Source organism: Sphingomonas sp. dw_22, assembly GCF_018449795.1.
GTDB lineage: Bacteria > Pseudomonadota > Alphaproteobacteria > Sphingomonadales > Sphingomonadaceae > Sphingomonas.
On the sequence record NZ_JAAVVE010000003.1, the window covers coordinates 38,977 to 62,690 of the forward strand.

A 23,714-nucleotide genomic window follows, 5' to 3' on the forward strand; every position below is an offset into this window, starting at 1 on the left:
TCCGCCAAGTCCGGAGCGTTCCAATGATCCCGCGTGCCCTGTCCCCGCTCAAGCTGCCGCGCCGCGGTCTCCAGTTCGGTGCGAGCCTCGCCGCGCTCGCCATCGGGCTGGTTGCGACGCCGTCTGCCGCCCAGACGCTCGGCGCGACACTCGGGGCACAGGCAAGCCGGCCGCGCCCGCCGGTTCAACAGCCCGCCACCACGCCACGCCGTTCAGGCACGATGCAGGCCGCGCTCGCCCGCCAGCAGTCGACCCAATCGCGCATCGCCCAGATCCGGGCCTATGCCACCCAGCTGCGCCAGGCGGTCAATCGCTCAGGCGCGACCGACGGGCTCTCCGAGAACGGGCTGGACCCGACCCAGGCGATCAACGACGCCCTGGCCGCGCTAAAGGCCGGCGACACCGACCGCGCCACCCAGCTGCTGGTGAGCGCCGGCGCGGCGAACGACCCGACCGGGCTCGCGACGTGGGAAGGTGCCGGGCTTCCGAACCAGTCCACCGGCGCAGACGGCAAGGTCACGGTCACGATCGATCAGACCCAGGAGCGCGCGCTCCTCTCGTGGAACAAGTTCAACATCGGCGCGAACACGACGCTCCAGTTCAACCAGAAGTCGAACGGCACGGCTCAGCCCGGCTGGGTCGCGGTCAACCGCGTCACCAATGCGACTGACCCCAGCCTGATCCTCGGCAATCTCAAGGCCGACGGCACCGTCGTCGTGCTCAATCGTGCCGGGATCATCTTCGGCTCGGGCAGCCAGGTGAATACGCATTCGTTGCTCGCAAGCACCCTCGAGCTGGGGAATGCCGCGACATTGGGGCAAGCTGGCCAGGGCTTGGTGGCGTCAACGATCAAGAACCGCAACGACTACTATCTCGAGAACGGCTTGTTTGCCCCGGCCAACGGCACAGCGGGAGTTACGAGCGACAGTCGCGGGGCGGCCCTGCTCGTTTCCGGTCTCACGGAGCAGAACGGCGCCAACGTAAGGTTCACCCAGGATCCCGAAGGGGCGGTCATCGTCGACAGCGGCGCCCGGCTGAGTTCCGACACGGGCGGCTTCCTGATCCTGGCAGCGCCGACGATCGATAGCGCCGGAACGCTGAGCGCGGTCGAGGGGCAGGTCAGCCTTCAGGCCGGACGCGCGGTCAGCTTCATTCAGTCCACGGGTTCGGACACGGATGCAGATCCCTATGTGCGCGGCTACAAGCTCAATAGCTTCGACTATGGATTGAGCGACAGCAATCAGCTGCCACGCGATCCGACACCCGGCGACGGCACCATCTTCGTCGATGGTCTCATCGAGTCCAAGCGCGGTTACCTATCGCTGGGGACCAATGCCTGGGGCTCGATCGAGGTCAACGGCCTCCTTTCGACCACCACCAGCGTCTCGCGCAACGGCAAGATTTCGATCACCGGCGGCAACATCCTGCTCGCTGGAAGCAGCGATCCGGCCCGCGCGAGCGGGATCGAGATGATCGCCGACGACAATGGCGAGACGATCCCGCAGGGATCGGCCAACGAGCCCGCCACCTTCAAGGCTTCGCAGCTCGAGATCGGCACGCAGGTCCAGATCCTCGGCACGCCTGTCGGCGCGCTGGTGCCGACAGATCTCACCATGGGGCAGAACGCCCTGATCTATGCCCCCGGCGCAAATGTCTCGATCGGTGCGACAACGGTACCCGAAGCCATCGCCGGGAATTTCCTGGCCCTCGCACCTGGCCATATCGACATCGGCAGCGGCGCGACGATCGACGTCAGCGGCTACAAGGACGTCCAGCTCGACGCATCGCGCAACGCGATCGCTATCACGCCGGTCAAGCGCAACGAGCTCCGGGACACCCCCAACTATCGCGAAGTCGCGCTCGACGGCAATTTCACGCTGAACGGTGCGACCCTCTATGTCGATCCGCGGCTTTCGGGCGTGCGCGCTGACGGCGTCGCCTGGGTGGGCTCGCCGCTTATCGAGGCGGGGAGCCTCGCAAGCCAGATTCCAGTGACCGCGCAGGAGTTCATGACCAAGGGCGGGACGGTCAGCCTGCTCACTTCGACGCCGGTCGTTTTCAACAACTTCACCCTGGCCAATTCGCCGAGCATCCACATCGCCCGCGATGCGACCATCGATTTCTCGGGTGGCTGGGTCAACTATGCCGCCGGCACGGTGAAGACGAGCAAGCTGATCACCAATGATGGCCGCATCGTCGACATCAGCAAGGCCGATCCGAACGACGTCTATGTCGGGGTGGTCAATGGCTACACCGATGTGCAGCCGCGCTTCGGCGTGCTCACCACCTATCTGAACTCCACCAGCCAGGGCGCACGCTCCGACGCTTCGTACGACGAAGGACGCGACGCAGGCGCGCTCACGATCAACGCGCCGGCAGTCGCGATCGACGGCACCTTCTATGGCAATGCCTTTGCCGGCTCGCGCCAGGTGCTCGACGGCAAGCGCCCCAGCCTCGCCAGCACGATCCTCGGCGACGGCCGCCTGCTCCAGCGCACGCAGTACGAGCTGCCGTCGGGCGGCGGCGTCACGATCAAGTCGCTAGGCGATGTGCTCGTCTATCATGGGGTGCGCGGGGCGGCGGAATCGAACTGGTCCGAACTTCTGCTCAATGACGGGATGCTGAGCGATGCCGGCCTGTCGTCGCTGTCGCTGACGGCAACGGGGTCGGTCACGTTCGCGGGCTCCAATCCGTTCACGCTGCAATCCTCCGATGCCTTGCAGATCACCGGAGCCTCCAGCCTCACCCTCGCGCCAGGCGGCGCGCTCTCCGTCGACGCCGGCCGCACAATCCGCTTCGAAGGCATCGTAACCGCGGCCTCCGGTTCGATCGATGCGAAGACCGATCTGTTCGGGTCGGGGCTCGGCGTGGTCGGCATTCCGAATGGTTCGGCATTTCGCGTTGGTCTCTATGGTGATGGGAACGGCGACGACGTCAGCTTCCTCTATGGAAGCGATCCCGGCGAGCTTCGGCCCTTCGATGTGGTCGTCACCGGAACGCTCTCGACCGCCGGCCTCTGGGTGAACGATTTCACTGAAGGCGCTCTGCTGCAGGGCGGCGCGTTCCGGAACGGCGGAAGTATCAGCCTGGCTTCCGCGCCCAATTTCTTCGCTGCAATCGGAACCAGCCTCAATACGGCGACGGAAGCGGTCGACCTGAGCGGCAGCATTCGCGTCGATGGCACGCTAAATGTGATGGCGGGCGGCTACGTTTCGTCGACCGGTAGCTTAACCCTCGATGCCAAGGGCGGTGACGTCTCGCTCATCAATCGCACCACCTATGCTTCGACCTCGCTCACCGACAGCGGTCGCTTGACATCGGGAACCACGGGAACATCTGATATTCCGCTTGGCGGCTCTAGCCAGTCGGTCGAGTTTACACCGCTTCCATCGGGCGCACCGTTCGGCAAGGCGGTCCTGCCAAATCTGGTGCCCGATCCGCGTTCGACCGTGGACATCTCGAATGCCTCGATTCTAGGATTCGGCTTTGCCGGCGGAGGAACCTTCGCTCTGGTTGCCCCAGATGTCAGCTTCGGTTCGGACGACCACGCCGGCAGCACGCATATCGGATTGGACTTCTTCAAGAACAGCGGTTTCGGCACCCTCGACGTCAGCACCAGCCGGTCACGAATCGTCGATGATCTCTTCGCCAACGGAAGTGCACGCAAATCAGCCTTCCTCGAAACGACGCGGTTCACGATCGGCGCGGGCGAGACGCTTGACCTCACCCAGTGGCTGCTTCCATCGATCCTGACCGCCGACCAGTCCCGGGCGCTCCGGTCGCTCGGATCCGGCGCGAACCTGCTCGACCAGGCTTTCCTGTCACCAACGAAAATGGATGCGGCGTGGGATCAGAAGGCCGCGAAGCTGGTGCTGGGCGGCCTGACCGAGCTCGACGTGCTAGCCGGGGGAAGCATCATCGGGGCTCCGCAGGCGAGCCTCACGGTCTCCAAGCTCTACAATGCTGGCAGCATCGTCCTGCACGGAGGCACGATCGAGCAGCGGAACGACCTCCCGGACAGTCTGGTCGTCGGCGGGCTCGGCGTGCGCGATGCTGATCTCGGCGGGAGCGGCCTTGCGGATGCGTTCGGCGGCGCAACCGACGGGCAGGGTCGTTTCGACGAGAACGCCCTTAATTCCGCCGGTGTCACGGATCCGACGACCTCCGGGCGCATACTGACCAACCGCGAACTCGTCTCGCGCGACGGCGCGGATCGACTGGTCTACTTCCTCGGCCGGCTCGATTCGAGCGAGGGCATCCTGCTCGACAATGGCAGCGTGACGGATCTTTCAGGCACTGCCGTGCTCAATCCCCGAGCGCCCATCTTGACGAATGGCTCCCAGATCCGAACGGGTTACGTGCTCGACGGCGGGAGCATCCGTTTGCGTTCGGGCCAGATCGCATCCCGCCAAACCGGTTCGGGCCAGTCGGTGACCGTACTGGACGCCAGCACCCTCGTACGCCTGGACGGGGCGTCGCTCGATATCGGCGGTACGAGCACCTATCTCGATCGGTCGACCGGGCTGGGCGCCTACGCGCCATATCTCGAATGGAGCGCCGCGGGCACGATATCCGCCCTCGGCGGGGGCTCGCTCGGCACGACCCATATCAATGCTCGCGGTGGGAACGTCCAGGCCGAGGGCGGCACCCTCGAATGGCTTCGCCCGACCATCGGCTCGGACGAGGATGGCGGTCTCGACTATCTCAATGCCGGCATGATTGCCGACAGCGGCTTCGACAGCTTCGTCGCCCGTAACACGCTGACCCTGGACGGAGACTTCTCGCTGTTCCTGCGCAAGGCGCTCATGGTCGTTTCGCAAGACCCGACGCAATCGAACACACCGCTTGGCGCGGATGCCAATGTCTATGTATCGGCCACCACGGGGACGAATGCGACCTTGGGCGCGAACTATGTTCGGTTCGCAAGCCGTCTCGGCACGGTTCAGCTTCCTACCAGCGGCGCCAATGGTGACGCGAGCGTTCGCTTTGCTGCTGGCGCGCAGGGCGTCGATCTTGTTGGTGGCATAGGCTTCGATCGGTCGATCGCGTCCGTCGGCTTTTTGAGCCCGGGCGATGTCCGCCTGACCGGAGTTAATGACCGTCCCATCGGGCAGGTCGCGTACAACGGCCAACTCGTCGCCAACGGCGATCTTCTGATCGATGCGCGCCGAACCTATGCGACGACCGGCACGGGCAATCTTCAGGCCCTTCTCGAGGGTAGTGCCGCGACGTTGACGGTACCCTATGTGATTGCGGCGACCGGCGATCACAGCATCACCTTTGGGAATAGCTATCTCGACGCGAATGCGCCCGCACCGCTTTCCGCCGGGACGCACGTGCGCGTGCTCGCGGCGCGGATTCAGCAGAACGGCTATCTCGCGGCGCCGCTTGGGCTCCTGGAGCTCGGATCGACCACCACTTCCCTGTTTTCGGGCGCGAGCACGATGCCGACTCAATCCGTGACCTTCGGGTCAGGGAGCGTCACGACGGTCTCGGGAGCCGGGCTCAACATCCCCTACGGCACCACCACCGATCTGATCGAATATTACTATCCCACCATTCTTACGCCGATCACGAAGCTCCCCACCGGACAGCTGAACCTTGCGGCCAATTCGATTGTGGAAGAATCCGGCGCCCTGATCGACGGGCGTGGCGGCGGCGACACATTCGCCTATGAGTTCCAATCAGGTGTGGGCGGCTCGCGCGACGTTCTGGATCGGATCAACCGCGATCCGTTCAGCGCCAATGATTTCAATCCTCTAACCGGCAGCGGGTATCAATTCGCCGACCACCGTCAGGTGTTCGCGCTGGTGCCGGTCAGCCAGGCAAACCGGATCGCGCCCTACGACCCCGTCTATTCCGCGGACTACGGCAGTGCCGGTCCGGCCGACCTCTACGGGGCGCAAGCCGGTCTCACCGTGACGCTGGACGCAGCGCCCGGTGTGCCGGGGGGCGAGTATCTTCTCGTCCCGGCGAAATATGCGATGGCGATTCCCGGAGCGCTCAGGCTGGTCGAGAACGCTGGCACGTCCGCGCCGGTGCCGGGCCAGAGCACGACCTTGCTCGACGGCACCGTCGTGGTGGGTGGCACCTTCGGCTACACCGGCACCGGCATCGCTGAGTCGACGCGGCGCTCGTTCACGGTCCAGTCGAAGGACACGTTCCTCAAATATTCGACCATCAAGACCACCGGGGGCTCGGACTATCTCACCGGTATCGCCGACAAGAACGGCACGGCGCGACCGCGGCTGCCGCTTGATGCGGCGCGTGTGATCCTCGCGCCCCTGACCGAACTCAAGATCGCCGGCGCGTTCGACACGCGCGCGGCTGAGGGCGGACAGGGCGGCCAGTTCGACCTGCTGGGATCGAACATCATCATCGCCGCGGACGACGAGACCCAGACGCCGGGTGCGCTGACCATCAGCGCCAAGACCCTCGCGGGACTCGACGCGACCAGCCTGCTGATCGGCGGCCAGCGCGCCGACAATGCCGACGGCACCACTGCGGTCAACGCGACCGCGCGTTCGATCACCGTCAGGGGCGGCGCTAGCCTCGACGCGCCCGAGCTGCTGCTCGCGGTCGGCGGCGTCGGCTCGACGTTGACAATCGAGGATGGCGCCACGCTCAAGGCGACCGGTGATGCCGGCACATTGCTCACCAGCGACTATGCCGCGTCGACGGCGGGCTCGATCCTGCGGCTGTCGAGTGGCGGCGAGCGGCTGGTCAACCGCACCGGAACCGGCGCCTCCACCATCCAGGTCGGTGCCGCCAATATCATCGGCGGGTCGCTCGGGCTCGACACCTCGGGAACGTTCGCGGTTGCCGACAGCGCCAACCTCGCGGCGAAAAAGGTGGCGATCAGCGGCGGCGCGATTCTGTTCGACGGCAGCGCTGACCTGGCCGGCCAGGCGGGCGTGATCGGCTCCAGCCTCGAGGCCAAGCTCGCGGCAGCCGATCAGCTGACCGTACGCTCGTCGGGCGCGATCCGTTTCTCAGCCGGCGAACACCGATTCAATGACCTCGTGCTCGACACAGCCACGCTGGCCGCCAGCGCGGGCAACGCTCCGACCGATTCCATCACGCTCGACGCGGGCAACGTGCGGCTGGTGAACTCCCTGGCAGCCGCGGACGGATGCGTGGTCGCTGGCTTCTGCGGGCAGGGCGGCGCGCTCACGCTCAACTCCGCAACCCTCAGCTTCGGCGCCAATGACGTGCGCGCCTCAGGCTTCTCCGATGCGGTCACGCTGGCCGCGAGCGGCGGCATGTATGTCGAGGGCAAGGGCAGCTTCTCCAGCGGCGCAACCGCGCTCACTCTAAACACGCCGTTCCTGGCAGACCGTTCGGTTCAGGCCGATCCGCGCGACCAGAAGGTCCGCCCGGAATACAGCTTCCTGACCACCGCCGGGTTCACGGTCACCGCGGTCGGGACCGACGCATCGGCGAAGCCGACCGGCAACGGCGCGCCAGGCACGCGCATCAACATCGGCTCGAAGGATGCGCCGGTGCTGTCGGCCACGATCGTCGGCAGCCTGATCCAGGCGACCGCAGGTATTATCGATGTCGAGTCCAGCGGTGACATCGCACTCTCCGGCGCGACGCTTTCGGTGCCTGGCTATGAGAAGACCTTCGGCGACGACGTCGACCCGGTCACGGTCTCGGCTGGTGGCGGAACGATCAACCTGCTGAGCAAGTCCGGCAGCCTGATCCTCGACGGCGCCAGCACGCTGATCGTCGACACCGGCACCGGCGCGGCCGGTACGCTGAACCTGCTCGCGGGCAATGGCGCGATCACTCTGGATGCGGCGATCAACCCGAACGTCTCGGGCAACAGGCAGGGCAGCTTCGCGTTCGACAGCGGCCTGTCGAGCTTCGACTTCGCGAACTTCGTGACGCGCTACGGGACGCTCTTCGGTGGCGACGTGACGGTGCGCAGCGGGGCAGGGGATCTCGGCCTTGAAGCCGGCCAGAGCCTCAAGGCGAAGAGCGTCAGCCTCACCGCCGACGGCGGCAGCATCGCCATTGCCGGCACGATCGACACCTCGGGCGTGAACGTCGCCGGGATGGACGCGGACGACGCGCGCAACGCGGACGTGAACGGCGGCGATATCGCGCTGTGGGGCCGCAACGGGGTAACGCTGGCGTCCACAGCGAAGCTCGACACGCACACCAGCGGTTACGCCGACACCGACAGCCGCGTCGCCTCAACGGGCAACGTTACCATCGGCATCGAGAACCAGTCTGCAGCGATCACCATTGCGAGCGGCGCGGTCATCGACGTCGGCGCTCGGCGCACCCAGGCCGCGCTCGCGGCGGGCGAGAGCGGCGGTCGCCTGGTCCCTCAGGTGATCACCGATCCAGTCACCGGCAATCCAACAACCGTCTATCGCTATGCGGCGCCGGACACCGGCGGTGACGTCAGTTTCCGTGCGCCGGTGCTGGGCGCCGACGAAGACAAGGTGAACGTCAGCCTCAAGGGCTCGATCCTGGGTGCCGACAATGTCCAACTCGAAGCATTCAAACGCTACGATCTCGATAGCATCGCGGAGAGCGGCCTCTACTCGGGCATCACCCGCGATACCGACGGTACGCTGCTCCTGAATTTCGCCGACAGCAGCGCGGGCGGCGGCAAGTACAACCCGTTCACGGAGAGCTTCCAACTCGCCGATGGCGGTTCCTCGGTCGTCAAGTTCATCCAGGGGTTCGACGTCTCGACCGTCGACGGTTCGAGCCTCGACGGCGTGCGCCTGCGCCCGGGGGTCGAGCTTGCCTCGGGCGGAAGCATCGAGACCACCACCGAGTGGAATCTGGCTGCCGCAAGCTTCTCGCCCGAGCAGCTTCAGGCTGCGGTAGATGCCGGCGTGCTCCAGGTCATCCCCGAGCTCTCGACGGGCGGACAGACCCAGTTTCGCGTGGTGCCCGGCCAGGAAGGCGCGCTGCTCGATAAGTTCGCGACCTTCCTCTATCGCACCGATGGCGGCTCGGCCCGCGGCGAAGCGCCCGTGGTCACTCTGCGCGCCGGCGGCGATCTCATCGTCAACCGCAGCATCTCCGACGGATTCTTCTCGTTCCACGACAAGTCCGATCCGAACTATATCAATTGGCAGCTCGGCGGCGGCAACCGCGCCTACTCGCCGGCGATCCAGTTCACTTGCGGCACCGCCACAGGCTCGTGCGCCAACATCCCGAGCTACGGCAACGGCGCCAATCCGGGGACGAACGCCACGCTGGTGATCGGCCTGGGCAGCCAGGCCGGGCAGGGGGATCTTACCAACGGCAATCCTTTTGTGAACTCGCCGTTAGCGCTGAACGGCAACGGTGCGGCGGGAGGCGGCGACGGGCAGGACTCACTCGGGTTCGCCGAGCTGTTCCCGCTCCTAGACGGCGATGTTGCCATGCATTCGTCGGACCTGCGCCTGATAGCAGGCGCCGATGGGCTTCTCTCTGCCAATCCGCTGCATGTCGATCGCGCATCCGACGCCGACATGATCGTCTCGGGCGAGTACAACTACCGCGTTACCGCCTCGGGGAGCGTCACCTATAACGGTCCGCTGCAGTTCCGGCTCGTGCGTAGCGGGACCTCGCCGTCGGTGAATTTCGACGTTGGCGACACGCTCGATCTCAGCGATCCGCTCGGCGGGCTCGATCAGCTCAAGGACGACGCCTACACCCAGCTCAACTGGGGAAGTACGGCTGGCCTCGGCGCCGACGCGCGCGCCGCCGCGCTCGCCTACTTCGCAGGGAAGGGCTATACGTTCGTGGGCTCCGCCTCGGCGCCGACCGGCGTCATCGCGCCCCTCAACGAGGTTGTCGCATTCCTCCAGACGTTCGAGCCGACCTATCAGGCTGGCCTTGCGAGCAACCGCACCGGCTACACCGCCAATCGCACCGTCCCGCTGATCAGCTATGGCAACGCGAACCAGCAGACCAATCCAGCGACAGCGAACAAGGCCTATGTCCGCTCCTATATCCGGACGGGCGACGGATCGATCGAGGTCGCCGCGTCGCGCGATATCGACATCCGGGGCGGAACCCAGACCTATCGTCAGGAGAACGGGACGGCGACAGCGACGGCCAATTACGCGACCAACGCAAACGCATCGGTCGATTTCTCGGCGGCCGCGATCTACACCGCCGGCGTCCGGGTCGCCCAGGCACAAATCAGCGCGGAACTTCCGAGCGGCGATCTCGTAACGATCATGCCTGACAGCCCCTATTTCAATCCGACTCCCGAGGCAGTGAATTTTGTTCCGTCACCGAAGGCTCTGTCGGACACAGCGCCGGTCCTGGCATATAGTGGGGGCGATATTTCACTCGACGCCGGTCGTGATGTCCTAGGCAGCCGCGATGTGTGGAGCGAGCGGTTCCTTGGCTCTGGCGCTAGTTACATGACCAGTGCAGGGAATGGTACTAGTACGTCTGCTACAAGCGTAGTCGGCCAAGCCAGCCAGCGGTGGCGTGTCGGAAGCATCGATATCGATACCGAAATCGCCATTGCGCCGCGCTACTTCACCGCCGGCGTCGGAGCGCTTGCGGGTGGCGACGTCGACATTCGTGCCGGGCGCGACGTCACCAATCTCACCGTCGCGCTCACCAACAGCGTTACAACAGCGCCCGTCGGAGATAGCGCGGCCATGTTGTCGTTCGGCAATGGCGACCTCTCGCTCTCCGCTGGCAGGGACATTCTCGCGGGGCGGTTCGACGTTGCCTCCGGCGCGGCCGCCATCCACGCAGGCGCCAACATCACTTCGTTCGGCCGCGAGCCAGTCACTGCCGTGCAGCCACAATATGCACGCATCCGCTTGGCGGACGCCGTCGTCGATGTATCCGCCGGTGGATCGATTGCGCTCGCCAGCGTCTCCGCGCTGGGCGTCGACACGTCCGCACAGCAGAGCCAGAATTCGGCTGGCTTCTTCAGCGCTGCCGCAGCGGTCTCATTGTCCGGGAATGAAGACGTCCAAATCTTGCCTGCGCCGACAGGTAGCCTCAGCGCCTGGGATTACGGGCAGCAGCCGACCTTGCTCAGCGGTACGACCACGAACAGCTTCATTCAAGTTTTGCCGCCGAGCTTCGCGATGGCGTCGCTGCTCGGGCGAACGATCCTGCCCGCTGGAGCGTCGCAACTGCTCTATCCCTCACCGATCGGGCAGCTTCACCTTTTGAGCGTGGGCGACATCGCCAACCTGGTGATCGGCATGAGCGACGCCGACCCCGGATTGCTTGGCGGAGCATTCGTTTCCAGACGATTGCTGGTCCCCACTGCGTATCAGCTTCCCGCCGTGCTCGGAAATACCACCGATGCGCAACTGCGCGCGCAGCATAACCGCTTCGCCACGCACGTCGGCGATGACGAGCCCGTGCGAATCTACAGCGACGGTGACATCGGTTCGACGGCGATCTTCCTGCCGAAACAGACGCGAATCACAGCGGGCGGCAACATCACCGACATGTTCTTCAACGGTCAGAATGTCGGGTCAGATGACGTCACCCGAATTCGCGCAGGTGGTGACATCACCGGCACGATCGGTTCGACGGGCGTGCTTCCTTATGTCCGCTCGAACGATTTCATCCTGGGTGGCCCGGGCACCCTTGTTCTGGAGGCGGGTGGCGACATCGGGCCCTTCGTCACCTCGGCGAACATTTCCTTCGGCGGCAAAAGCTACAGCTTCGCCGGTGGCATCCGCACCGTCGGCAACGATTACAATCCGTGGCTGCCCGAGCAGGGCGCGGATCTCCAGGTCCGCTTCGGGGTCGCGGCGGGTGCCGACTATGCATCCTTGCGCGACACGTATCTCGACCCCGACAATTTCGCAATGCTCGACGGCGACCTGTTTGTGCAGGTCGCCGACACTTTCGGGAATCAGCGGCCAGATCGCAGCAAGCCAATCTATGCGCCGATCCTGGCGGCCTGGCTGCGCGACCATTTCCCGGACCTGTTCGCTGAGGTGTTCGGCGGCCAGACATTCGCCAATGACGCTGCGCTGGCCGACTCCGCTTATGGCAACATGGCGGAACTTTACACGGCGTTCGGCAAGCTCGACCTGCTCCACCAGCAGAACTTCCTGATCAACGATCTCTATTTTAACGAGCTCGGCTCGATTGGCGACAAGAGTGGACCCTCGTTCAGCCAATATATCCGCGGCTATCGGGCGGTGCAGACCCTGTTCCCGACCAACCTTGGCTACACCGACAACCTCGAACCCTACACGCTCGACCCCGCGACCGTCACGCCGGACCATCCGCTGGGCGAGCCGGTTCGCAACATCGTCGATGGCCAGCCGCAACAAGCGAAGCGCATCCTGACCGGCAATCTCGATCTTCGCCTCGCCACGATCCAGACCGCGCGTGGTGGCGGGGTCACTATCCTGGGACCCGGCGGAGATTTGATCGCCGGATCGGTGGTGCGAACGGCGGACCAAGCCACTCGCCGCGCCACGACCTTCAACCCCATCTTTTTGTCGTCTCCCAACCCTCTGGGAGCGTTCGAGGCCGGCTCGCTCTTCTACAGTGGGACCAACTTCGATTCAGTTCCGCTCGGCTACGAGGGGCTGCTGACACTGCGTGGCGGCGACATCCGCTCGTTCACCGACGGCAACTTCATTCTCAACCAGAGCCGCGCCTTCACGCAGCAGGGCGGCGATATCGTGATGTGGTCGTCCAACGGAGACCTGAACGCCGGTCAAGGGCCGAAGAGCGCCTCGAACTTCCCACCGGTAACCTTGCGCTTCGACGAGGATGGCTTCTCCGAAATCGATAGTGCCGGCAGCGTCGCGGGTGCTGGCATAGGCACCCTCCAGCGGTTCCCGGACGACCCGCCCTCCGATGTAATTTTGATCGCGCCGGTCGGAGAGGTCGACGCAGGAGACGCAGGTGTCCGCGCATCGGGCAATGTCGTGGTTGCAGCGGCACGCGTGGCCAACGCCGACAACTTCAAGGCGGCGGGCAATATCACTGGCGTACCAAGCCAAGCCGCGAGCAATATCGCGGTTACGTCCAACGGCGCCAATGAAACCCAGGCCCAGTTGAAGGAAGCAACTCGGGCAGCCCAACCGCCCGCCGACCGCCGCTCGATCATCTCGGTGGATGTGTTGGGTCCCGCTGGCGACGGGCGTTGCGATGATCGCAACCGTAGCGACGATCCGGATTGCTCACGCTCTACCACAGAGCAAGATGAGCGGGCGGGCGCAACTATAGCGCCTGGTTCCGAAAGCACTACCGGCGCTCGACGAAGAGAAGATAGAAATCTCTAAATTACAATTCTTACAAGGAGAACCGCCATGCCCGTAGATCCGAGTAACCCTTTCACCGATCTTTCTCTGCTCAACGGAGTAACATTCGATCAGCACGACCTGGCCCGCGCTAGCGCTGCTCAAGTCACACGTGTCAATTTTGACGTCAGGGTTTCCACCGTAACTAAGACAGGGGCGACAACAGAATATCTCCAAGTTCCGGGGCAAGTGCATATAGAAAGCTACTACTATATCCCACCGGATGGGACCACTGCAAGCATATACTATAAGCCGCCCGTATTCGGTGTCATATCCTTTAGCAACATATTCGAGTCAGACGGTGTCACACCTAGACAATTCGCAATTCGGGGCTTCTCGCCTGACGGCTTGTTGCTTTCCCAAGTTTATTACGGAAATGTTCAATCATCTATCGGCGATTTGGATACTCTCGGCGGTGTCAGGATTCTAAGTGACGACGGCTTCGGCGCGGGGGCGTTCTCGTTTCCGGTGACATTCGGCTACGATCCGCAAGTTTACGCTGTGCCGGTCTGCTTTGCGGAGGGGACACAGATTGTAACGGCGTCGGGCCTTGCCAAGATCGAGGATCTTTCCATCGGCGACGAAGTAGTGACGGTCGGAGGAAAGAGGCGGTCCATCAAGTGGATCGGCTGGACAATCGCGCAACCACCTCGCCATGCGTGCCCCTGGGAAGTCAACCCGGTTCGAGTCAAGGCTCACGCCATCGCCCCCAACGTGCCCGAACGCGACGTGCGGCTCTCGCCCGGTCACGCGATCCACATCGGTGGCGTGCTCGTGCCTGTTGGGCATCTCATCAATGGAGCAACCATTGTCCAGGACGAGGTGGAAACGATACGCTATTTCCACATCGAATTGGAGACACATGACCTGCTACTCGCGGAGGGTTTGCCCTGCGAAAGCTATTTTGACGATGGCAATCGTAGGAGCTTCGCGAATTCTTCAGAAATTGTCGAGTTGCATGGCCGACTCGATCCGAAGAGCTGGGACGATGCTTGCGCGCCCGTGGTCGCGGCGGGCCCCCAGCTGACCGACATTCAGCAGCGGCTGAATGCGCGTGCGGAGGAACTTGGCTGGGCTCGCTCTGAGGAGCCCGATCTTTCCATCCTCGCCGATGGCGTTGAAATTTTGCCGCAGTCCGTCGCCGATAACCGCTATCAGTTCGCCTTGCCCGCCACGGACGAGGCGACGCTTCGCTCAAATCATGGAGTGCTCGCGCACGTAATGCCCGGCCTGGCTGACCACCGCCGGCTTGGCGTGGCGGTTTCGCGCTTTTGGATAGATGGCATCGCGATCGACTTGGACGACGCGATGTTCGACGCCGGATTCTGTCCCGCGGAGGTGCACGAGGGGCGCGGCTGGCGCTGGACCAACGGCGAGGCGACGCTGAAACTCGGACGAACCAAGGCTGCGATGATTGAGATCGAGTTGGCGATGGTCGCGCCCAGCTGGACCCGTGCGGCACAGCCACTTCGGGCCGTGGCATAAAGCGTCGAAGGCCCGGGCTCACGGTTCGGGCCTTCCACTCAAAGGAGCGCTTCATTGATCGACGTGATCGAGGATCGGAACACTGAGCCGGCAGCCAGTGCGGTTTGTCCGTGTGGGTCTGGACTTACCATCAGGAATTGCTGCGAGCTCGATCCGCGACACGTCGAGATTATGCCCGCAGAGCGGCACGCTAAGCAACTGACAGCGTTGACCCGCGCCTATCACGCCGGAGATCATGATGCCGCGCGCGACCTTGCCATAGAAGTACTGGAGGTTTCGCCCGCTCAGCGCGATGCGCTCGGCGCGCTGTTCAATCTTTTGCGCGATTCCGGAAACATGCGGGCAGCCGCTTCGGCCGTTAATCGGCTCGCACATTTTTATCCGAACGAACCTATCGTGCGATCAGTTGCCGCGAGTTTCTTCCTCCAGCATCATGAAATGCCGCGTGCTCAGCTTCACGGTAGGATGCTTGTGCGGCTCGCTCCGGAAGAAGCCGTGGCGCACTTCCTGATGGGCCGCGTTTTCCTTGCGAGCCACAACGCTCCGGCTGCCGAGTTCCACCTTCGCTTGGCTGAGCAACTTTCTGATCCCACGAAGCGGTCGGCGCACGATCTACAGGCGGCGCTCGCCGTATCCTTGCGCGAACAGGGTAAGTTCGACGAAGCTCGATCCACGTTTGAGCGGATTTCCGTAGCGGGAGGGTTGACGGCCGATATGTTGCTGGACTGGGCCGCGCTTGAGCAATCGGTCCGCGATTTCGCTTCTGCCCTTGCGCTCCTCGATCGTGCGGACGCGGTGCAGCCTAACCATCCGCCCATTTCGGTGATGCGAGCCGAGATTCACCGCCAAGCCAACGCGCCTAAGCGGGCCCTCGAGGCTATCGGCGGACAAACCAAGGATGCCTCCGGTACCTTTGAGGCTTTGCTAACGAAGGGACAAATCCTCGATTCTCTGGGTCGCTATGACGAGGCATTTGCCTGCTTCGAAGTATATAAGGCGCGCGTGCGAGAAGCGGGCCGCCAACGCTATCTAGCAGATGAAGCGAATGCGCTGGTAAAGTCGCTCAAAGACTTCTTCACTAAGGGACGGACGCGGTTGTTGCCTCGTGCGACGGTTCGCGAGGAGTGTTCGCAGCCCGTCTTCATTGTTGGGTTTCCTCGTTCCGGCACCACACTAGTGGAACAGACGTTAAGCTTACACTCGGAGATCTCTGCTGGCGACGAATTGCCGATCGTCAATTCCCTCGCGGATCGCGTTCAATTCCTACTGGGCAGTCCCGGTGCCTACCCGGTTGCGCTCAGCGAATTATGGCTGGGTGATCGACGGGGGCATGTCGACACGCTACGCGACCTATATCTCAACGAAGCCAACGAGATGGGTGTGATCATCCCCGGAAAGCGATGGTTCACCGATAAGATGCCTTTAAACGAAACTCATCTCGGGCTTATCAGCCTGCTATTTCCTCGTTCTCCTATCATCCATCTTATTCGGCATCCCCTTGATGTTGTTTTGTCGGTCTTTTCCAATGCGCTCACTCATGGTTTCTACTGCGCTAGCGAACTCGAAACCGCGGCGCACCATTACGCCCTGATTGCCGACTTGATCGATCACTACCGATCCGTGTTGCCGTTAAACTATCACGCGGTACGATATGAAAATCTGGTTACTGACCAGGAGCGTGAAGTTCGCGCCATGCTAAACTTCATCGGTGTTCCGTTCGATGCGACGACGCTCTCATTTCACAAAAATACCAGGCACGCTCGCACCGCCAGTTATGCTCAAGTGACCGAGAAGCTCTACACTCGCTCGCGCTATCGCTATCGCAACTATCTAAAGCAACTAGAACCGATTGTTCCTATCCTTGAGCCGACGATCGAACGGCTCGGCTATTCAATAGAGAGCTAACCTTGGGTAAGAAAATGTCGGGCGCTAGGACGTGCAATGTTCGTCACTTCTCAAGTGATAATAGTTACAATCCAATTGCGAATTGCGGCATTTGATCGTTTGGAACGCCATGTATTCAGGCGTTGTGCCGAATTGACTGTTAGGATTGGTGGTGTCGACGGCGCGGTGCTTCTGTCTGTCTCTTGGATTCGCAAGGGTTTGGCAAACGAACTTTCCGCCGATTGCCCATAAGAAAGATGGCCCCGGAAAATCCCGGGGCCATCCATTCTACGATCTTCTAACCACCTTCAGACGCCGGGGCGCAGATGGCAGGTGGAGTTGCTGGTGCTGCCACTTCCGTCCGTCTCGTCGATCCACAGGTTGAGGGCACCGAGTGCGCCAGAGCCCTCCGCAGAGTTGACCGTCAGGAACGACTGCCGGATCGCATGCATCCAGTCCGGCGACAGAGCGCCGATGTTCGACCTGGCGAGCAGCCCGGAGCTGTTGAAGGTACCCCCCACGATGGTGAAGACACCGACATTTCCGTCCTGCTCGACATCCTGATCCTGATCCGTATTGTTGAGCAGGAAGTTCTGGATTGCCGCGCCGTTCGACCCGCTGTTGTCCTTCTTGTAGCAGGTGTAGCCCAGGAACTGGGTCGTGCCAGTGATGGGATAACCGACCGAAGGATCTGCCAGCGACGTTCCGGCATAGAGCACGTCGTACCATGCGAACGGGTTGTTACGCGTCGCATTGCCGAGCGTGCCGCCCACACCGCCGTTCATGTACGCCGGAATGCGAACCTGACGGGTGTCGGTGGCGTTGAACGAGCCATCGCCGGTGCCGACCGCCTGCGGCGGATCGATCGTGCCGAAAGCATTGGTCGCGGCCTGGGCACTCGGCATCACGTAGGCGCCCGTCGCATCGTTCTCGAGCGCAGCGGCCTTCAGTCCGCCGGGGGCGGAAGGCGAGCCGTCGATGAAATCGGCGCCGATATAGCCGATCTTGCCGTTTAGCGCGACACTGGGCGCGGACGGCGAGGCGAAATCGATCCCGGCGCCCGTCGCCTTGATCGCGCCGGCGACGCGGCCGCTGCCGTCGGCAACCAGGAACCGACCCGCCTCATACAGCGGGTTGCCCGGCTGCGAGCTCACCTTGCCCGTGTTGGTCGACGGGGTCACGATGCTGGTGCCGTCGAAATATTCCGCGCCGACGCTGACGTAGCCGGTCGGGGTCACTGTGTTATTGCCCGCCTCGAGCTGGGTGCTGCCGGGGCTGCTCTGGAGGCCCGTATCGGCGCGGACAGTCTGGAACACCGGGCGGGTCGAGGCAGACACGCTTCGATCGTAGGGCAGCGTCTCGGCATTGATCTTGTAGTTGTTGGTGAGCGCCACGGTGTGGACGACGACGCCGGTGCACTGCGCGACGAGGGCGCGGGTGAAGATGTCGGTCGTGCCCGAACGGTCGAGACGGCCGACGAGGCGAACCGGCACGCCATCGGCAGCCCAGCGGCCCGGGGCCTCGGTCGCCTCGAGCGGGTCCATCAGGCTGGTGCCGCCATTGTCGGCGGTGAAGTTGGGGTCATTGAAGTTGACGATCGCGCTGCCGGCCGTCTGGTTGGCGAGGCTGGCATTGAACACGCCGCACAGGGTCTCACGGCTCAGGCGGAGGCCGCCGGCCGCGTTCCCCAGGATGTTCTGCGGGAACTGAATGTTGAACGAATAGTCATGCCCCGTGCTGCTGTTGTGGCCATAGACCGGAGCATAGGCGACCGCGACCGGGAGCACGAACTTCGGGAACATGATCGGCGCGCCGCCGGCAGCGTAGGATGCGCCGGTAAGGCTCGGACCGCCCGTGTAGGCCGTGAGATCGGCGTCGGAAGCTGACGAGTCCGCGAAGGCGTACTGCACCTTCGTCCAGGTGCCGAACGGATTGGAAATGCCCGGGAACGCCGCGCTGAGATTGCCGACGCTGGACCAAGCGGTGCGACCCGCGCCCGAACCCGAACCGACATAGCGCGCCTTGAAGCCCGGTTCGAGCTCGGTCGTCGCGCAGTTGAAGTTCGTTCCGCCTGCGGTGGGAAGATCCGTCGGTTCCGCGACGAACGTGACGGTTCCGGCGACGGTCGAGGAGCCGATCGCGCCCAGCCAGAAGTCTGGCGGCGTCAGCGCGTTCGGTGTGCCGCCCTTGCAGTTCAGCTCCTGAACGAGGACCAGCTGGACCGAGGTTGCGCCGGTGCCGTGCAGGAACAGCTCGCCGTCATTGGAAGCAGTGACCTGCGCCTGCGCGCCGGTCGCGATGATGGCGCTGCTGGCGACGCTCGCCAGGAACAGCGCGTTCTTGAAACGCTTCATGGGTGTTCTCCTGTTGGTTGACTGCCTTCGGAATTGTCGATTGCCTCTCGGGTCAAAGCTCCGCCGCCCCCAAAAAGCACAATGCTTGGGTTGTGTGCGTTCACTCTCTTCAGGTCACGTAAAGTCATACCGCTCAATCGTGAGAATGAACGGAGACCCTCGTTCTGCATTTATGGCCGTGTGATCCCGATCATCGTGAACCGGGTACTTCGGTGCGGGCCATTGCGAGAAGGAATATATCCTCTCGCTTAAATGTCGGCTGCGACTCGACTCTGAACCGACGATTAATTGCTAGTCCGACTTCATGACAGTTGTGTTATACTGCCATTTTGGCACGAATTATCCAACTATAATGGAAAAAACATAACTCGATTCCGCCCCAAAGTTCAGGGGCGGATACCCGGATGTTTTGCAATTTTACTGTAGCATATTCTGGATATGAGCTATCTATAGACGGCTACTCCAGATTCTATGTCCCGGAATTGGGAGCATGCACAACCAGAAGGTGGTACATGACTATGGATAGCACAGTCCGGGCGGCAAATATTGAAAGTTCCTGTGACAAAATTCAGGAGTTGCCGGATTACGAGGATGCCACTGGCATCGAAGCATCCGAGCTGTCGCTCTCCCGCATGCTGCGCGAGCGCGGGCTCCTCCAGGAGGAATCCCACCAGCGCGCGATGCTGATCGTGCGGGAGTCGGGTGAACGACTCGAAGCGGTCCTGACGCGCCTCGGCATGATCTCCGAGGATCGGCTTGTCGCCGAGATGGCCAGTTTTCTCGGGATGGAGACTCTGGGCGCCGAGTCGATACCGACCATCGCGGTTGACGGGCCGGATCTCTCGCTTGGCTTCCTCCGCGACATCCGTGCAATCCCCATCGGCCTCGACGCGAGCTCCGTCCGCGTCGCCGTTTCAAATCCGTTCGACCCGTTCGTCGCCCAGGCGTTCGGCTTCATGTTCCAGCGGAACGTCGATCGCGTGGTCGGGCGCGCCAGCGATATCGATGCGGCAATCGAGCGGCTGTACCACGGGCAGCAGGCTCCTGCCGACGACGTGGACGAGAGTGTCGACGAGGATGATCTGGAGCGCCTCAAGGATCTGGTCAGCGACGCACCAGTGATCCGGGCGGTCAATCGCCTGATCGCGAGCGCCGTCGACCAGCGCGCCTCCGACATTCACATCGAGCCCAGCGACGACGGATTGTCGATCCGCTTTCGGATCGACGGAATGCTGCGCAACGCGGGCCGGTTCCCGGTTGCAATGCGGGCCCCGCTGGTATCCCGGATCAAGGTCATCGCCACGCTGAACATCGCCGAGCGCCGGCTGCCGCAAGACGGCAGGATGCGCATTTCAGTCCGCGGTCACGAGATTGACCTGCGCGTCGCCACGGCACCGTCGATTCATGGCGAGAGCGTCGTCATGCGCATCCTCGATCGCTCGAAGCTGGCGCTCGATTTCGTCGCCCTGGGTTTCGATGCGCCGCTGATCGCGCGGATGCGGGAGGCGCTGGCGAAACCGCACGGCATCGTGCTGGTGACCGGCCCGACCGGCAGCGGAAAGACGACCACGCTCTATGCCGCGCTGTCCGAGCTCAACGCAGAGGAGCGCAAGCTCCTCACCGTCGAGGATCCGATCGAATACCGCCTGCCGGGCGTCATCCAGACCCAGGTCAATCCTGCGATCGGCTTCACCTTCGGCTCGGCGCTGCGGTCGTTCCTGCGCCAGGATCCCGACGTGATGATGGTCGGCGAGATCCGCGACGGCGAGACCGCGCAGATCGCCGTCCAGGCGGCGCTTACCGGCCATATGATCCTCTCCACCCTGCACACCAACACCGCTGCCGGCGCGGTCTCGCGGCTGCTCGATATGGGCGTCGAGCCGTTCCTGCTGGGATCGGTGCTGACGGGCGTGCTCGCCCAGAGGCTCGTGCGCCGTCTTTGCCCCGACTGCAGGCTGCCGTTCGACCTGTCGGAAGGCGGACCGGAGACCCTGCTGCCGCTGCTCCAGGCGCAAGGCGTGCAGCGCCTCTATCAGGCCGTCGGTTGCTCGAAATGTGGAGGCACCGGCTATTCGGGGCGTATCGCCATCCTGGAATTCCTCCCGGTGGATAGCCGCATTTCCCGACTGATCCTCCAGCGCGCAGACACGCGCGACATTCTCGCCGCCGCGGAGGATGGCGGCATGCGCAGTCTCGCAGCCGATGGCGTCGCCAAGGCCGCCGAAGGCCTCACCACGATCGAGGAAGTCCTGCGCGTGGCGAGCGGAGAAGGATGATGGCGACCTACCGATACCGCGCGATCAAACTGGACGGATCGGCGCTGACAGGCGAGATGGATGCGACCGACCGGACCGACGCAGTGGCAAGCCTGCGCCGCAACGGCGCGACCCTGCTGGAACTGACCGTTGTGCAGCCGCGCGCCCCGGGGCGTCCCCGACGTCTCGGCGGCAAGGCAAGAGCGGCCGCTACGACCTGCATAAGTGAACTCGCGGTGCTGATCGGTGCGGGGCTGCAGCTCGACCGTGCGCTCGCCCTTGCAATCGAGAATGTCGAAGACAAACGGATCGCCGCCCATCTGGCGAACATTCTGCGGGACGTTCGAGAAGGAGCGCCGCTGTCACGCGCAATGGCGCAGAAGCCCGACCTCTTTTCACCCACCGCGATTGCCATGACGGAGGCGGGCGAAGCGAACGGCCGCCTTGGCGAGGCGCTGTCGCGTCTCGCGGCGACGCTCGAGCAGGAGGCCGAGCTTCGCCGGCTGGTCGGCTCCTCGATGATCTATCCGGTGGCCCTGCTGATCATCGCGGTCGGTGTCGTGCTGCTCATGCTCCTGTTCGTGGTCCCGCAGTTCGAGAGCATGTTCGCGAGCACGACCCAGAAGCTGCCCACCGCGACCGTGGTGGTCATGACGGCCAGCCGCTTGCTCCGTCACTATGGCCTGGCGCTGCTGCTGGGAGCTGGGGTTGTCGGCTTCGCGTTGGCGATCGCGATGCGGCAGCCGGCGATCCGTCTGGCTCGCGATCGCCTGGTGCTGTTGCTCCCCCTGTTCGGAGAGCTGGTTCGCCGCATCGATACGGCGCGCTTCGCGAGAACCCTCGGTGCCCTGATCGAAGGCGAAGTCGCGCTGCCTTCTGCCCTCGCGCTTGCGCGCAGGACCATCTCCAACCGCGTGCTGGGGGACATCATCGCGCGCGTCGCCGACGGCGTTAAAGAGGGTGGGGGCCTGACCGGGCCTCTCGCGGCGTCCGGCGCGCTGCCGCGCCTCGCCATCGGTTTTCTTCGCACCGGCGAGGAAACCTCGCAGCTCGGCATGATGCTGACCCGCCTCGCCGACGTGCTGGACCGCGACATCCGGACCAGGATCGAGCGGCTCATCGCCATCCTCACCCCCGTCATCACCGTCGTGCTCGGAGCGACCGTCGCATCGATCATCGCGTCGATCATGTCGGCAATCCTCGGCTTCAACGATCTCGCGCTGACATCATGAACGAAGGTAGAACCGACATGGAGAGAAGGCACGAACGCGAAGCGGGGTTCACGCTGCTCGAGCTGCTGGTGGTGCTCGCGATATTGGGGCTGCTTGCGGCAATCGTCGGACCCCAGGTCATCAAATATCTCGACAGCTCGAAGACGCAATCGGCGCGCGTCCAGGCCAAGAATGTCGCGGCCGCCCTCAATCTCTTCAAGCTCGATGTCTCCCGCTTTCCCACCCAGGAGGAAGGCGTCGCCGCCCTGATCAAGCAGCCGGCGAATGTGCCCAACTGGAACGGCCCATATCTGCCCGAGCAGAACGCGATCGTTGACCCCTGGGGACGGCCTTATCTGCTGCGCATCCCCGGCGAACACGGCGACGTCGACGTCTACTCGCTCGGGTCGGATGGCCAGCCTGGCGGAACCGGTGAGGCCCGGGATGTCGGCAACTACTGACCAAGCCGGCCGGCAATATCGCGGCACCTGTGGTTTCACGCTGGTCGAGGTTCTCGTGATCCTTGGTATCCTTTCGCTCATGGCTGGGCTGGTCTTTCCATCGGTCGAACGGGCGCTCCAGCGCCAGGCCTTTGTCGACTCGGCTCGCCGCGTGGAACTCGGCCTCCGTTCGGCACGCGCCGCGGCGATCGCCGGCGGAACACCTGTCCACTTCACGATCGCTCGCGATCGACACGGTTTCAGTATCGGGGACCGGAGCGAGCAGCTGCCACAGACAACGACCGTCAGGACGTCGGATCAGGACATCCTCTTCTTCGCCGACGGCAGCGCGATCGGCAGCGAGGTCGAGGTCGTCGACGGCCATTATTTGCAGAGCATCGTCATTCGGAGCGCGCTCGGTACGATCGAGCGCAAGCAATGACGGCGAGCCATTCCGAAGCGGGATTCAGCCTGGTCGAGACGCTGGTCGCGCTGGCGATAATCGCCGGAATGTCCGCGCTCCTGTTCGAGAGCGTCAGTGCGAACGCGCACTTCGCGCAAACCGTTGCGAAGCGCCGGGATGCCGTGCTGCTCGCGCAGTCGCTGCTGGCCGCGGTTGAGGCGCCGAGCGATTCCGCCAGCGCTGCCGACACAGGCAGCGTCCGCGGCCTGACCTGGCGGATCACGCGAATCTCCCGATCCGGTGGCGCCCGCGACAGCGGCGTTCCGCTCCAGGAAGTCTGGATCGTCATCTCCGACCGCGCGACCGGCCGGGGACTCACCGACGTGCGCACGCTGCGGTTGTCACGTTGAGACCATG

Annotated in this window: 9 protein-coding genes; 8 read left to right on the plus strand and 1 reads right to left on the minus strand. The window is 63.6% G+C overall.

Annotation, left to right across the window (positions count from 1 at the left end; genetic code table 11):
• Positions 1-23: 23 nt before the first annotated feature.
• From HB724_RS02100 to HB724_RS02110, 3 genes are all read left to right on the plus strand, one after another.
• Positions 24-13,247 carry a filamentous haemagglutinin family protein gene (locus HB724_RS02100; protein WP_213979246.1) on the plus strand — a complete coding sequence of 4,408 codons (13,224 nt, stop codon included), beginning with the start codon at positions 24-26 and terminating at the stop codon, positions 13,245-13,247.
• A 27-nt stretch (positions 13,248-13,274) separates the two neighbouring features.
• Positions 13,275-14,750: a Hint domain-containing protein gene (locus HB724_RS02105; protein ID WP_213979247.1), complete on the plus strand. Its 1,476-nt coding sequence runs from the start codon at positions 13,275-13,277 to the stop codon at positions 14,748-14,750.
• A 63-nt stretch (positions 14,751-14,813) separates the two neighbouring features.
• Positions 14,814-16,655: a sulfotransferase gene (locus HB724_RS02110; protein ID WP_346344652.1), complete on the plus strand. Its 1,842-nt coding sequence runs from the start codon at positions 14,814-14,816 to the stop codon at positions 16,653-16,655.
• 287 nt (positions 16,656-16,942) lie between these two features.
• Here HB724_RS02110 and HB724_RS02115 read toward each other — a convergent pair whose 3' ends face one another.
• Positions 16,943-18,988, minus strand: coding sequence for a hypothetical protein (locus tag HB724_RS02115; protein WP_213979249.1), 2,046 nt, complete (start codon positions 18,986-18,988; stop codon positions 16,943-16,945).
• 404 nt (positions 18,989-19,392) lie between these two features.
• Here HB724_RS02115 and HB724_RS02120 point away from each other — a divergent pair, with 404 nt between their 5' ends.
• Genes HB724_RS02120 through HB724_RS02140 form a run of 5 tightly spaced genes read left to right on the plus strand, consistent with a single transcriptional unit; the run spans position 19,393 to position 23,707 of the window.
• Positions 19,393-21,264: a GspE/PulE family protein gene (locus tag HB724_RS02120; protein ID WP_256731264.1), complete on the plus strand. Its 1,872-nt coding sequence runs from the start codon at positions 19,393-19,395 to the stop codon at positions 21,262-21,264.
• Positions 21,264-22,475 carry a type II secretion system F family protein gene (locus HB724_RS02125; RefSeq protein WP_213979250.1) on the plus strand — a complete coding sequence of 404 codons (1,212 nt, stop codon included), beginning with the start codon at positions 21,264-21,266 and terminating at the stop codon, positions 22,473-22,475. Before HB724_RS02120 ends, HB724_RS02125 begins: the two co-directional genes overlap by 1 nt.
• Positions 22,472-22,915, plus strand: coding sequence for a type II secretion system major pseudopilin GspG (gene gspG / locus HB724_RS02130; RefSeq protein WP_256731265.1), 444 nt, complete (start codon positions 22,472-22,474; stop codon positions 22,913-22,915). The genes HB724_RS02125 and gspG overlap by 4 nt, the downstream gene beginning before the upstream one ends.
• Positions 22,866-23,336, plus strand: a complete 471-nt coding sequence (locus HB724_RS02135; protein WP_213979251.1) for a prepilin-type N-terminal cleavage/methylation domain-containing protein — start codon at positions 22,866-22,868, stop codon at positions 23,334-23,336. The genes gspG and HB724_RS02135 overlap by 50 nt, the downstream gene beginning before the upstream one ends.
• The gene (locus tag HB724_RS02140) at positions 23,333-23,707 is read left to right on the plus strand and encodes a type II secretion system protein (protein ID WP_213979252.1); all 375 of its coding nucleotides are present in this window, start codon (positions 23,333-23,335) and stop codon (positions 23,705-23,707) included. The genes HB724_RS02135 and HB724_RS02140 overlap by 4 nt, the downstream gene beginning before the upstream one ends.
• The last annotated feature ends 7 nt before the right edge of the window (positions 23,708-23,714 follow it).